Annotated in this window: 14 protein-coding genes and 1 pseudogene; 8 read left to right on the forward strand and 7 right to left on the reverse strand. The window is 53.8% G+C overall.

Features of this window, described 5'->3' with window-relative positions; all coding sequences use genetic code 11:
- Window positions 1-11 precede the first annotated feature (11 nt).
- The 4 genes from WCC56_RS09870 to WCC56_RS09885 are packed head-to-tail and all read right to left on the reverse strand — an operon-like array spanning window position 12 to window position 3,644.
- A complete protein-coding gene (locus WCC56_RS09870; protein ID WP_424692198.1) occupies window positions 12-893 on the reverse strand; it encodes a creatininase family protein in 882 nt (293 codons plus the stop codon).
- 21 nt (window positions 894-914) lie between these two features.
- A complete protein-coding gene (locus WCC56_RS09875) occupies window positions 915-1,385 on the reverse strand; it encodes a RidA family protein (RefSeq protein ID WP_424692199.1) in 471 nt (156 codons plus the stop codon).
- Between the two features lies 1 nt (window position 1,386).
- Entirely contained in the window at window positions 1,387-2,655 is a 1,269-nt protein-coding gene (locus WCC56_RS09880) for an amidohydrolase family protein (RefSeq protein ID WP_424692200.1), read from the reverse strand.
- A 20-nt stretch (window positions 2,656-2,675) separates the two neighbouring features.
- A complete protein-coding gene (locus WCC56_RS09885; protein ID WP_424692201.1) occupies window positions 2,676-3,644 on the reverse strand; it encodes a PDR/VanB family oxidoreductase in 969 nt (322 codons plus the stop codon).
- A gap of 145 nt (window positions 3,645-3,789) precedes the next feature.
- Here WCC56_RS09885 and WCC56_RS09890 point away from each other — a divergent pair, with 145 nt between their 5' ends.
- The 4 genes from WCC56_RS09890 (at window position 3,790) to WCC56_RS09905 (ending at window position 8,421) form a co-directional block, all read left to right on the forward strand.
- The gene (locus WCC56_RS09890) at window positions 3,790-4,704 is read left to right on the forward strand and encodes a LysR family transcriptional regulator (RefSeq protein ID WP_424692202.1); all 915 of its coding nucleotides are present in this window, start codon (window positions 3,790-3,792) and stop codon (window positions 4,702-4,704) included.
- 270 nt (window positions 4,705-4,974) lie between these two features.
- Entirely contained in the window at window positions 4,975-5,964 is a 990-nt protein-coding gene (locus WCC56_RS09895) for an ABC transporter substrate-binding protein (protein ID WP_424692203.1), read from the forward strand.
- 11 nt (window positions 5,965-5,975) lie between these two features.
- Entirely contained in the window at window positions 5,976-7,403 is a 1,428-nt protein-coding gene (locus WCC56_RS09900; protein ID WP_424692204.1) for an amidohydrolase family protein, read from the forward strand.
- A 28-nt stretch (window positions 7,404-7,431) separates the two neighbouring features.
- Entirely contained in the window at window positions 7,432-8,421 is a 990-nt protein-coding gene (locus tag WCC56_RS09905) for an isopenicillin N synthase family dioxygenase (RefSeq protein WP_424692205.1), read from the forward strand.
- Window positions 8,422-8,545: 124 nt separating this feature from the next.
- Here WCC56_RS09905 and yajD read toward each other — a convergent pair whose 3' ends face one another.
- Window positions 8,546-8,893: an HNH nuclease YajD gene (gene yajD / locus WCC56_RS09910; RefSeq protein ID WP_013202720.1), complete on the reverse strand. Its 348-nt coding sequence runs from the start codon at window positions 8,891-8,893 to the stop codon at window positions 8,546-8,548.
- A gap of 272 nt (window positions 8,894-9,165) precedes the next feature.
- Between yajD and WCC56_RS09915 the strand changes: the two genes are divergently transcribed.
- Window positions 9,166-9,705 carry a DUF2058 domain-containing protein gene (locus WCC56_RS09915; protein WP_424692206.1) on the forward strand — a complete coding sequence of 180 codons (540 nt, stop codon included), beginning with the start codon at window positions 9,166-9,168 and terminating at the stop codon, window positions 9,703-9,705.
- A 51-nt stretch (window positions 9,706-9,756) separates the two neighbouring features.
- Here WCC56_RS09915 and WCC56_RS09920 read toward each other — a convergent pair whose 3' ends face one another.
- The gene (locus WCC56_RS09920; protein ID WP_424692207.1) at window positions 9,757-10,455 is read right to left on the reverse strand and encodes an RluA family pseudouridine synthase; all 699 of its coding nucleotides are present in this window, start codon (window positions 10,453-10,455) and stop codon (window positions 9,757-9,759) included.
- Between the two features lie 224 nt (window positions 10,456-10,679).
- Between WCC56_RS09920 and WCC56_RS09925 the strand changes: the two genes are divergently transcribed.
- The 3 genes and pseudogenes from WCC56_RS09925 to WCC56_RS09935 all read left to right on the forward strand — a co-directional run.
- Window positions 10,680-11,162 (forward strand): cold shock domain-containing protein, encoded by a 483-nt coding sequence (locus WCC56_RS09925; protein ID WP_424692208.1) that lies wholly within the window; start codon window positions 10,680-10,682, stop codon window positions 11,160-11,162.
- A gap of 16 nt (window positions 11,163-11,178) precedes the next feature.
- Window positions 11,179-11,424, forward strand: coding sequence for a DUF2543 family protein (locus WCC56_RS09930; protein WP_424692209.1), 246 nt, complete (start codon window positions 11,179-11,181; stop codon window positions 11,422-11,424).
- A gap of 17 nt (window positions 11,425-11,441) precedes the next feature.
- A pseudogene (locus WCC56_RS09935) lies at window positions 11,442-11,549 on the forward strand (IS5/IS1182 family transposase); the annotation flags it as partial.
- An 89-nt stretch (window positions 11,550-11,638) separates the two neighbouring features.
- Here WCC56_RS09935 and WCC56_RS09940 read toward each other — a convergent pair.
- Window positions 11,639-12,586 (reverse strand): aldo/keto reductase, encoded by a 948-nt coding sequence (locus tag WCC56_RS09940; protein ID WP_424692210.1) that lies wholly within the window; start codon window positions 12,584-12,586, stop codon window positions 11,639-11,641.
- Between the last annotated feature and the right edge of the window lie 349 nt (window positions 12,587-12,935).

Below are 12,935 nucleotides of genomic sequence, written 5' to 3' on the forward strand. Positions count from 1 at the left end.
CGGGAAATCCTTTATTCAGAGACGAAAGAAGAGGAAGGTGGCGTAAAAGAGCTCTGCACAAAGCCGCTCCAGTGGTGTTTGCCCCAGGTGGGTTCGCTGCGTGCCTTCCACTCCATTTGGTGGATTTCGGTAATTGCCTGCGCCCAGCTCGCGGCCAGCGAGTCGAGGATCGCCTGGCCTTGCTCAACGGTGGCCTGAGTAGGGTCGCCAATCACGCCACTTGGGCCAAAGTCGTAGGAGGCCCAGGCTGCGGCAGGGCGGCTGCTGGATAAGGTCGGGCAGGGAAATTCTGGCGGATAGTTGACCACCGCGTGTTCCATCTGCACGCATTCAGGGGCCAGTGCCAGCATCACTGCCGTTTCACTGTGCCCCGCGTGCATCGCCATTTTTTGTTCTTGCGCACTCAGATACTGGTTTTCCACGTTAGGGACACGAAACACGTCATGCGGGATCATGATCATGTCACCGTGGCGCAGACGCATCTCACGAGAAGCCATCTGTAATACCTGCGGCTGGCCGCCGTGGCCGTTAATCATCAACAACTTGCGGAAACCTGCGCGATACACTGATTCGGCAATCTCAAGTATGGTCTGCAGCAGCGTGTCACCGGTTAAGGTCAGCGTGCCGGGAAAATTCAGGTGCTCGTCAGATTTGCCGTAAGTCACCGGGGGAATGGCGAAGGCAGGGATCTCTTGTGGCAAACGTGCCAGCGCATGGCCAGCCACGCCAGACGAGATCACGCTGTCTACCGAACAAGGCAGATGCGGGCCATGCTGTTCGATAGCGCCAGTCGGCAATACGATCACGGTATTGGCTTTGTCCGGCAGGGCAGCAATCGCCGTCCAACTCAGAAAGGGGAGGAAACGCGCTGCGGGAATATAACCGTTAATCATACTGTGCCTCTTGGTCAGACATTATTTTGTTAAGCGGGATGGCGGGAGCCACGCCGTAGCTTCAACTTCAATCAGCACCTCGGCACTTGGCAGCATTTCGCTGACCTGCACCACGGTAGAGACTGGCGGTTGCCCTGGATAAAACAGCTTTCGCACCCGGCTGTAATACGGAAAGTGATCAAGGTTGCGGAAGTACTGCACCAGTTTGATCACGTCACTCATTTCGCCACCCGCCTCTTCAATGGTGTGGCGGATGCTCTCCAGCACATACCAACTCTGTGCAAGAATGGGGCCTTGTTTGGCATCGGTAGAGAATTCGCCGGTTTCACCCAGCAGCGCCCGTGCCTCGGCAGGAATATCCTGGAACCCCCGCACGATAGTCGCGCTCTGAGGATTGACGGGAATAATGCCGGAGAGAAAAATGAAATCCCCCGCGCGGCGCCAGGCGGCATACTTAGCGAGCGGTTTGCCCGCTCCGGCTTCAAGACTCATATCAGAACTCCGCTTGCCATAGACGTTGATTAGTCAGCTTGCCGTGATGGATAACCACGCGGGCCGCGCTGTTTAAAGGCCAGGTAGCGCTGTCGCTACCGGGGAAAATTACCAGGCTGGCGGCGTTACCCACGGCCAGCGGTGAGGCTGTTTCTGTTGCACCCGTTAGCGCAGCAGACTGACAAATCAGCTGAGATTGCTGGTCAAAAACGGCATCCAGCTGTAGGGCAAACAGGGCGCAGCTCAGCGTATCCAGCGGGTCATAGCTGCCTGCCGGACAAAAAGCATCCTGGACGTTGTCGCAGCCGAGCATCAGCGGAACCCCGGCGGCCTGAGCTTCTTTCACTAATGTGATGCCTCGCTGGCGCGGCGTTTGCCCCACAATGGCATCCTGCAACAGCAAATTGGTCATTGGCAGGGCGATTAACGTCACGCGATGCTGCGCCAACACGCTCAGTACCTCCCGCGCCTGTTGCTCACTGCCTGAAGCCAGCGCGCAGCCGTGGCTACAACAGATATGGCCGCTGAAAGCGTTTTCGCTAAGGTAGTCAGCCAGCCAGACCAGGCCGTTGGCGGTCTCGCTAAGCTCTTCATCGATATGCAAATCCAGGTCCAGACCCCAGCGTGAGGCACTGTGCATCAGATTAGCCATGGCGGCTGGGTCCCAGTTGGAAGAGTGGATAAACCCACCTAACAGGCAGTGTTCACCGCTTTGCGCCACGGCGCGGGCGAGGCTGTCTGCGTCTACTGGATCAGCAAAGAATCCAAGCGGGGCCAGTGCCACACGTTGCAGCGTGATGCCCGGCTGTTGGAGGGTAGCCATTACCTGCCAGGCGACAGGTGGAGTCAGCTCAAACCAGTCAATGTGCGTGCGTAACAGAGTGACGCCGTTAGCCGCCGCCCACGCCAGCCCCTGAGCCGCGCGCCGGTGAATATCGTCAGCTGTCCAGTGTTGGCGGTCCGCATGCAGGGTGGCGATAGCGGCCAGCAAGCCGGGTTTGGCCGGACGGCTGCGACGAATGGTGAAGGTTTTGTCCAGATGCGCGTGGGGCTCAATCAGGCCTGGCAAGGCCAAAGCGCCCTGAACATTCCACAGTTCATTTTGTTCAGGCTGAGCGGGAAGCAGCGAGGAAATCTTACCCGCTGTAAAGTGGATATCTGCCGGGACAGGTTCGCCGTGCTGTTGCGGCCAGTCAGCAGGCAGCAGCCACGCCGGCAGACGGACGTTGGCCAGACCTGCCAAAGGGAAGGTTGGTTTACTCAGGCTCATCTCAGATCGCCGCGCCAGCATCACAGGTCCAGCACCAGAAGCGAGGATTTGGCGCGGGAGCAGCACACCGTAATTTGGGTGTTGTCGGCTTTTTCTTCATCAGTCAGCACGCAATCCCGGTGATCCGGAATGCCGTCGATAACGTCGGTAATACAGGAGCCGCAAATACCTTGTTCGCAGGAGAGCATAATATCGACTTTGGCGCTCAGTAAGACTTGCGCAATTGTCTGGTCCGGGCTCACTAAAAAACGTTGCCCGGTAGAACTCAGTTCAATATGAAATTCCGTATTCCCGGTCTGGTTAGTTAATTCAGGATTACTGAAGCGCTCAAAATGCAATTGATCAGGCTGCCAGTGATGCTGCTGCATAATGTCCTGGAGTCGCTGAATAAAGCCGTCCGGACCGCAGGCAACCACCCTGGTTTGCGGGTCTGATTGGGTCAGGGCCTGCGGCGTAGTGTTGCGCAGGGAATCGTTTGCGTCGCTGTAATGAAGAAAAACGCGATCGGCCAGAATTGATGCGCTCAAACGCGGCAGAAAGGCTGTCTGCCGGGCAGTAGACAGATAATAATGCAGTTCAAAATCACCGCCATTACGGGCAATTTCTTCAGCCATCGCCAGTAACGGCGTGATGCCAATGCCCGCCGCTAACAGCAGATAATGCTTAGCTTCAGGCAAAGGAAAATGATTACGTGGCGCAGAGATTGTCAGGCTGTCGCCGGGCTTAAAATGATGATGAACATGCTGCGAGCCTCCGGACGAGATTTCCGCGAGTTTGACGCACACTTCGTAATATTCCCCGTGCGTTTCTTCGCTACAAAGAGAATATTGGCGTGGGCCCACTTCAGGAATGAATAAGTCGATATGTGCGCCAGGTGAATAGGTCGGCAAGGAATAATTCTGCTGTGCAATTAACTGCAATGACAGGTTTCCGGAGCCATTTTCAGTCATCGCTTTAATCGTGACAGGAATTATTTCGGCGTCTTTCATTTTCTTCTACCGTAGGGAAGTTGGACTCTTTTGAGTGATGAAACGATTGTTCCCGTTGCAATGAAAGCTACGTTATTGCTATATAACCGTTGCGTCCAGAGCTTTGATTCGCACATCCCGTTGCATAAAAGAGAGCACTCAACCTATGTTCGCCTTCTCAAAGTTTCTGCTGTATTTCACGGAAGTGGCCCGTCAGGGATCGTTTCGCAAGGCTTCTGACACCTTGCATGTTGCGGCGTCTTCCATTGACCGGCAGATCCTGCGGGTGGAAAAAGAGCTGGCAATGCCGCTGTTTGAGCGCCATCCCACCGGGCTGCGGTTAACCGCGGCTGGCGAGCTGTTGCTGCATGCGGCCAATAACTGGAAAAAGGATTTTTCTCGCGTGCGGGAACAGCTCGATGACCTGCGCGGGCTGCGTCGTGGGCACGTACGCATCGCCACTATCGATGCCATCAACCGGCACTTCTTCTCGTCAATGCTGAAAAAAGTGCATCAGGATTACCCCAATATCTCCTTCACGCTGACCACGATGAATAACATCGATATCCAGCAGGCGCTGATCTCCGGGGATGCTGACTTCGGCATTATGCTCAATCCGCAAACCTCGAAAGAGCTGCAGGTGCAGGCGTTTGCTGAAATCAATCTGGGGATTGTGGTGCCGAAGGGGCATCCGCTGGAGGGAAGAAGTGGCGTGCGCTTTAATCAATGCCTTGAATATCCTTTTATTATTCCCTCTGCGCCCTTAATGCTTTCCGGCCCGGTTGAGGCGCTGCTGAACATCAACGGCGGCAGGGTCAATGAAGTGGCGGTGTCCAATAACATCCACATGATCCGCTCGCTGATCAAAGAGAAAATCGGCATTGGTATTCTGTGCTGGCTGGACATCATGGATGAAGTGTCCGGCGACGAACTGGTGTTCATCCCGCTGACTGACCCACAGCTGAAGTCCTTCACGCTGTCGTTGTGCGTTGCGCCTTCAAGGCAGCTGTCGATTGCCGCCTCAATGATGCTCAAGCAGCTGGAAGGGCTGTTCAGCCAGATTGAGGCGCCTGGCCGCTAACGGAATGACTGCACCTGTTTGGTGCGCCATGCTCTCCTTTGAATCAATTGTTGCAGGCCGCAGTCTGACGAATTCACCGACAAACCTTGTGGAATGGCCTTTGGTGAAGTTGGCATCGTTTTTGTATAGATCACTGTGAGTAGAAGCGGTCAGTGCAGTTAAGTGCGCGGGACATTGCTCAGCAACCATTTCGCGGTTCATTTTGTGCCGGAGTGGGAGGCTGAGCTGCGTCTGCTTCTCCTCTCCCCGGCAACGATAAGGAGAGGAGCAATGAAATTACCATCCCGCATTTCCCTGTCTTACTGCGTGCTGAGCACGTTGCTGTTCGGGGCTGTGTCATCGTCTGCCAGTGCCGAAGAGAAAATCGCTTTGCTGACTTCCTGGTACGCTCAGGCGGAGCAGGGCGGCTATTACCAGGCGCTGGCGACCGGCATCTATAAACGTTACGGGCTGGATGTCAGCATTCAGTCCGGCGGCCCACAGATTAACGGCATGCAGCTGCTGTTATCGAAACGCGCAGACGTGATCATCGGCTATGACCTGCAGTTACTTGAAGCGGTCCAGCGCGGTTTTCAGGCTAAGGCCATCGCCGCGCCCTTCCAGTTTGATCCACAGGGCTTGCTGACGCATGCTTCTGTCACCTCGCTTGAAGGTCTTCAGGATAAAACCCTGCTGGTCTCCAGCTCCGGCCAGTCTACCTGGTGGCCGTGGCTGAAAGAGCGTTACCAGCTGAAAGATTCTCAGGTTCGCCCTTATACCTTCAACATCCAACCTTTCGTGGCTGACGACAACGTCGCGCAGCAGGCTTATGTCAGCTCTGAAGTTTTTCAGGCGCAAAAAGCCGGGGTGAAAGCGAACTTCTTCCTGTTCTCCGAGCATGGCTATCCGCCTTATGGCGGCATCTTAATTACCCGTCCGGATGAGATCAGCGGCCGCAAAGAGGCAATGGCTAAGTTCGTGCAGGCTTCGATGGAAGGCTGGGTGAGCTACCTGAAAAACCCGGCAGCGGGCAATGCGCTGATCAAAAAAGACAACCCTAAAATGACCGATGACCTGTTGGCGTGGGGCGTTCAGCAGATCAGCCAGCATCACCTGATCGATGGCGGTGATGCGGCGACCAAAGGCTGGGGCACGATGACCGAAGCCCGCTGGCAGAAGACCCGTGATTTTATGGTCAACGCCAAATTGCTGAAGGCTGATACCGACTGGAAGCAGGCTTACACCACCGAGTTTGTTGACCCACTGCACGTTAAACCCTGAGGAGCAGAGTGATGGTTGCTGATTCAGTACTGATTAAAAACGCGCACGCCATTCTGACAGGCTTACCCGGTGACGCTGCCCGGCACAGCGGGCCAGATATTCGCGTTCGCGAGGGGGTTATCGAGGCGATGGGCACCTTAACGGCGGAACCCGAAGAGCGGCAAATTGATGCCCGTGACTGTGTGGTGTATCCGGCGTGGGTAAATACTCACCATCATCTGTTCCAGTCTTTGCTGAAAGGCGAGCCACAGGGGCTGAACAAAAGTCTGACCGGCTGGTTAAGCGCCACGCCTTACCGTTTTCGCTCAACCTTTGATGAGCAGACTTTTCGTCTGGCGGTGCGCATAGGGTTGGTCGAACTACTGCGCTCCGGCTGCGCGACCGTGGCCGATCACAACTATCTCTACTGGCCGGATATGCCCTTCGATACCTCGGAAATTATCTTCAGCGAGGGCGACGCGCTGGGGATGCGCATTGTGTTATGCCGTGGCGGCGCAACGCAGGGAAGGTCGATTGAGAAAGGGTTACCCAAGGCGCTGCAGCCTGAAAACTATGATGCCTATATGGCGGACATGGAGCGGCTGGTTGGCCGTTATCACGACCCAAGGCCGGCGTCTTTGCGCCGCGTGGTGATGGCCCCGACAACGCTGTTGCACTCGGCACCTGGCTCGCAGCTGCGTGAAATGGCAAAACTGGCTCGCCGTCTGGATATTCGTCTGCACAGCCATCTGTCTGAGACGGTGGATTATCTGGATGTGGCGCGCGACAAGTTTGCGATGACGCCAGTGCAGTTCTGCGCCGAGCATGACTGGCTGGGAGACGATGTCTGGTTTGCGCATCTGGTGAAGCTGCTGCCGGAAGAGATCGCCATGCTGGGAAATACCCGCACCGGGATTGCGCACTGTCCGCAAAGCAACGGGCGGTTGGGCAGTGGCATTGCCGATTTGCTGGCACTGGAAAAAGCGGGCGTGCCCATTTCGCTGGGGGTTGACGGCGCGGCGTCGAATGAAGCGGCTGATATGCAGAGCGAAACCCATGCCGCCTGGCTGTTACAGCGTGCCCGTAAAGGGATGGATGCCAGACCACGGTATGACGGCGGCACCTTCGAGGGCGGCGGAGACGCGGTAACCATCGAAGACGTGGTGCGCTGGGGAACCGCAGGCGGGGCTCAGATCCTCGGGCTGCAAAAAAGTGGCTCATTGCAGCCAGGAATGCTGGCTGACATCGCTATTTACCGGCTGGACGACCCGCGTTACTTCGGCCTGCACGATATGGCGATTGGCCCGGTTGCCTGCGGCGGCCGTGCCTCACTCAAAGCCTTAATGATTAACGGCAAGGTGATCGTCCAGGACGATGTCGTGCCCGGTCTCGACCTTGAAGAGATGCGCCGCCAGGCAATGTCTGCGGTCCGCACCTTACAACAGCGCGCAGCTGGTTAACCCTATTCGATTAAGAAGGAACCTCAACATGTCACCGTCAAACAACGCACAGAACTACGGTCTGCAGGAACTGGAAAAAGAAGCGCTGATGGGCGCGATGGGCGAAGAGACCTTTGCCCGTGAAGTTCGTTGCATCGACCTGTCTGACTTCGAACAGCGCAAAAGCGAGATTGCTGACCAACTCTGGCAGGCCGCTGTTGAAATTGGCTTCTTCCAGGTGAGCAACCACGGCATTCAGCTGGACGATATTCGTCACGCCTTCAGCACTACCGAGTCGTTCTTCTCGCTGCCAGAGGAGGTTAAAGCGCAGTATCCGCTGGCCAGAAACGCCGGTTGGGAGAATAAGTCTCAGGTTCGTCCCTCGACTAAAACGCCTGACCAGAAAGAGTCTTATCAGATTACCCGGCCGCTGATGGAAGGGTTATGGCCGAGCGAGCAGGAGCTGCCTGCTTTTAAAGAGACGATGCTGACCTTTGAGTCGCAGTGCTGGGCGTTGGGCATGAAGCTGTTGTCCTGCTTTGCCCTGAAGCTCGGTTTCCCGGAGCACTTTTTCGAGCAGGCCCACAATCCTGATGAGAAAACCTATCAGAGCACGCTGCGTATGCTGCATTACTACGCTACCGAACAGTCCGAACAGGGATTGTGGCGTGCAGGCGCGCACACCGACTTCGACTGCCTGACGCTGTTATTCCAGCGGCCTGGTCAGGGTGGATTGCAGGTTTGCCCAGGCAAAGATCATCAAAGCCAGCAGTGGACCAGCATCGAACCGCGAGAGGAGGTGATTACCTGCAATATCGGCGATATGCTGATGCGCTGGAGTGACGACCAGTTACCGTCGAATTTCCATCGTGTCAGAAGCCCGCTGCCTGGTGAGTATCAGGGCCCGCGCTACAGCCTGGCTTTCTTCTGCCAGGCCAATAAAGAAGTCGACATCCTGGGGCCGCAAAAGAAATACCCGGCGATTACCGCTGCCGACTATCTGCAGCAGCGTATTCAGGCGAACTTTGCTAAAGGTTAACAGGGCCGATCGACAACACATCAGTGACGGGGAAATTCTGGCCTGCCACTGAAAGTAAAAAGCCCGCTCAGGGTAAAATGAGCGGGCTTTTTTGATACAGGACCTCTTCCGGCCATGCCTGAGATTATTTCTTCTTATTCAGCATCGACTTCAGGTCGGCAAAGGGATTGTAGGTCGCTGCATCAACATCATTTTGCGCATCTTCACCGGCCACAACCGAGGTGCCGTACTGATCGGCTTCCGTGTACTTAGAGTGTTCGTGGTCATGGCAATACAGGCACAACAGCTCCCAGTTGCTGCCATCTTCCGGGTTGTTGGTATGGTCGTGATCGATATGGTGAACCGTTAATTCGCGCAAGTTTGAATAAACAAACTCACGCGAGCAGCGTCCACAGACCCAGGGATAGATTTTTAAGGCTTTCTCACGGTAACCGCTTTCCAGCCGCGTGTAGTTTTTTGGGATCAGAGCCATTGCCAAGATTACCTGTCATAAAAAGTGCATATTTTGTCAGTGCCTCTACTATATCCCAGAAGGAAACCGAAGGAGAAATGAAACGACCCATTGGCTTGCGTCTTCAACGCCTGGCTCGTGCCGCATTGAATGCCAGGCTGCAGTCCTGCAAGGCGACGTTAACTAACAGGGACGCGTTAAATTCAGGCAACAGATGATCAGGCTTTACCACCTGATACAGCCCAAAAAAACAGGTATAATCCCCGGCATTATTTAACTGGTTGAAGACGAAGATGACAAAACTCACCTTACAAGAGCAGATGCTAAAAGCGGGATTAGTGTCGAGCAAGAAATTGGCTAAAGTGCAAAAAACGGCTAAGAAATCCCGGGTTCAGGCTCGTGAGGCCAGAGAGGCCGTGGAAGAGAATAAAAAAGCCCAGGTTGAGCGCGACAAGCAGCTCAGCGAGCAGCAGAAACAGGCCGCCTTATCCAAAGAGCATAAAGCTCAGGTGAAGCAGCTGATTGAAATGAATAAAATTGCCCTTGCCAAAGGCACTATTGATTTCAACTTTACCGACAATAATCTGATCAAGAAGATTGCTGTAGATAAGACTACGCAAACTCAGCTGATCAATGGTCGTCTCGCCATTGCCCGCCTGGTTGCTGAAAACACTGGCGAAAGTACTTATGCGATTATCCCTGCTAGCGTGGCCGATAAAATCGCACAGCGAGATGCGAACAGTATCGTGTTGAACAGTGCGCTTAGCCAGGAAGAGCAGGACGAAGAAGATCCGTATGCTGATTTTAAAGTGCCTGATGATTTGATGTGGTAATCGTGAGGTAGCCGCCTTCGCTGAAGGCCCATTTTAGCTTTTCTATTTCTTTCAGAACGGGCTGGTGCACCGGGCTTTTATCACTGCTTCGCTAACTGGGTGGACAAAATGCAGTTCGCTGGCGTGAAGCATCAGTCGTGGCGTCTGCTCGCTACCTGGCAGCAGCAGACCGCCATACAGGTCACAACCCAAAATAGGGTGGCCCAACTGCTGGCAGTGGATGCGCAGTTGATGAGTGCGCCCGGTTTCCGGGGTTAGCTGCACACGCGTCACGGGCAGTGACGTTCCGTCTTCAGACTCGCGATAAAAGCGCTCCATGACCCGATAGAAGGAACGCGCAGGCTTACCGTTGAGGGCGCAAATCGACATCAGCGGGAAGAGTGCCGGATCCTTCGCAATCGCCGCATCTATCACCCCTTCGTCATCGTTCAGATGCCCGCAGAGTAGGGCGCTGTAGACCTTGCTCACGGTGCGCTGGCTGAACTGCTGACAAAGAGCGGCATTGATCGCCTTATTGCGGGCAATCACCATCAGCCCGGAAGTGCCAAAATCCAGGCGGTGGACCAGAGTACAGCCAGGGAAAATTTTCACCAGCCGGTGATGCACCGAATCGAGATTTTGCGGATTTTTCCCCGAGAGGCTGAGTAACCCGGCAGGCTTATTGATCAGCACCAGATGGTCATCCTGATAAAGCGTCTCGATCTGCTCATGGCACGGTGGGGCAATAAAGGTATCGATAATCTTAGACATCAGGCGGCCAGCAGAGAAAGTGGGAGCGGATGATAACGAATTTCAGGCTGACTGACGAATTTGCTCTTGCTCTGGCGGTACGACGGTTGCCAGCCGGGCAACTGTGGCCTCGCATCCCGGCAAATTATCGTCCAGACTTACGCCAAAGGCGTAGTCTGCGCAGGCAATGTGTTTTACACTGCGCGCTGCAAAAACTGAGTAGATAAACGATTAAGTAGGCGGTAATGGCGATGAACGGAACGATCACAACCTGGTTTAAAGATAAAGGCTTTGGATTTATCAAAGATGAAAACGGAGACAACCGTTATTTTCATGAGGTTAAGGTCGCCAACCCTGAGCTGATCAAGAAAGATGCGGCGGTGACTTTCGAACCCACAACCAATAACAAAGGGTTGTCAGCTTATGCTGTGAAGGTGGCACCGGAAAGCAAATACATCTATATCGCGGGTGAGCGTATCAAGCTCACGTCGATCAAATCTTACGTGGTGTTCAGCGAAGAAGTGCCAGCCGAGACCCGTATAGATAAAGAAAATGCGGTGCTTTCAGTCGGCATACTGATGAGCAGCATCAAGCCGAAATCAGCCGCTCAGGCGGGTGAAATGCGCCAGGTGAAAAAACTGGCTATCACCACCTTCCAGGGAACGACGTTAATCTTCTCGGAAGATGAGATCGATGTAGATACCACCGTAAAAATGCTCAAGGTCTGAACAGTCAGGATTTTTTATGAACAACGAAATAGCAATCAAATATTATGACATTGCGGATGAATATGCCGCCGAATCTGCCAAGCCGTTCAGCGAGTCTGAGCGTGATTCCCTGGCGCATTATTTCCAGCTGCTGCTGACACGCCTGATGAATAACGAAGAAATCAGCGAAGAATCGCAGAAAGAGATGGCCGCTGAAGCGGGTATCGATGCACAGCTGATTGATGGGATAGCTAATTACCTGAACGAGTGGGGCAACGAATAGCGTCTGCTCAGGTTTAATTGGCACAGGATCAGATCACCCTATTTCGATCCTGTAGCTATGACGTGGCAAAACAAACGTTCAAAATCACCAACTGGGCTACCCACAACAAGGCGCTCATTGATAGGCCTGTTCCGAATGCTTCCCCGGGCAACGAAGCCGCAGGAGAAGCATCCGGTTATTTGGCATGACATAAATTATTGCGATACTTTGACTTTCACACCATCGATGCTTCCCACGACCCACGAGTATCTACCCCGGTTTCGCGCGCCAGGCGTTCAAGTGCCTCAATTTCTTCATCGCTAAGCTCGATTTCTGCGGCCCCGGCAGCATCCAGAACATGCTGAACTTTGGTTGCGCCAATCAGAGGCAGAGTGCCTTTGGCTATCGCCCACGCGATGGCTATCTGCGCAATACTGGCATTTTTGCTGTCACCAATCGCTTTCATCGCATCGGTTAATTTATCCAGCTGTGACAGAACCTTATTATAAGTTTCTGCCCGTCCACTGCCGGCTGGCATCGGGTTTTGCGAATTGTAGCGGCCACTGAGCGCACCTTGCTCCAGTACCATATAGGCAAAAAAGGTGATGTCATTATCACGGCAATACGCCAGGATCCCGGCATCTTCTGATGAGCGATAAAGCAGGCTGTAGTGGTTCTGAACGGCATTGACCCGGAATCCAGCGGCCTTGAGGATCTCATCGGCTCGCTTTATTTGTTCCAGATTATGATTAGAGACCCCTACCTGTTTCACCTTGCCGTTTTGTAACAGTGGAATAAGGCCGGCAGTCCATTTTTCGACATTTTCCGGGTTATGGACCCAGTAAATATCAATTGTCTCCACCCCAAGACGTTCAATACTCGCCTCGAACATAGCGCTAACAGGGTTAGGCGAGTGCTGGTCAGCAATCTGTGGCGTAAACTTGGTGGATAAAATAAGGTCTTCACGCCGATGCTGGCGAACCAGTTTTCCTAAAGCCGTTTCTGAACTGCCCATACCGTACACCGCGGCGGTATCCCACAAAGAGAGACCTTTCTCCATGGCTGTGCTGAAGACTTCTTCCATCTGGGCATCGGTAAGATGGTTACCGAATACCGTATCCCCACCGGCAAACCCCGTACCCCATGACCATGTTCCAAGTGCAATTTTGGGTAATTTTTTCATGTTTTTCTCCATAAACAATGCCGGTAAGAGATCTCCCTTACGGCTGATAGTGAGAGTCAATGTGGAAAACCCTGACGCCAGGGTTGGCTCCTGATTGATAAACCGGTATCCGTTGGTGATTGAGCTATCAACTATCTTATTCATATAACTCTAGCCTGAACGTAACGGTTTTCACGAAACTAAAAGAACTATACGCGTGTGAAGTTCATAAGATTAGGGCTGCATTGATTCAAGGATATTTAGCCTGTGGCTAATAATCTGTAGAATTATTGCGTCGGCAGCATGGCGTAATGACAGCTTTAAACGGAGGTGAATGGGGGAGGGGATTCGCATTCACTTGACTCCCTAC

The organism is Erwinia sp. (genome assembly GCF_049696395.1).
Classification (GTDB): Bacteria; Pseudomonadota; Gammaproteobacteria; order Enterobacterales; family Enterobacteriaceae; genus Erwinia.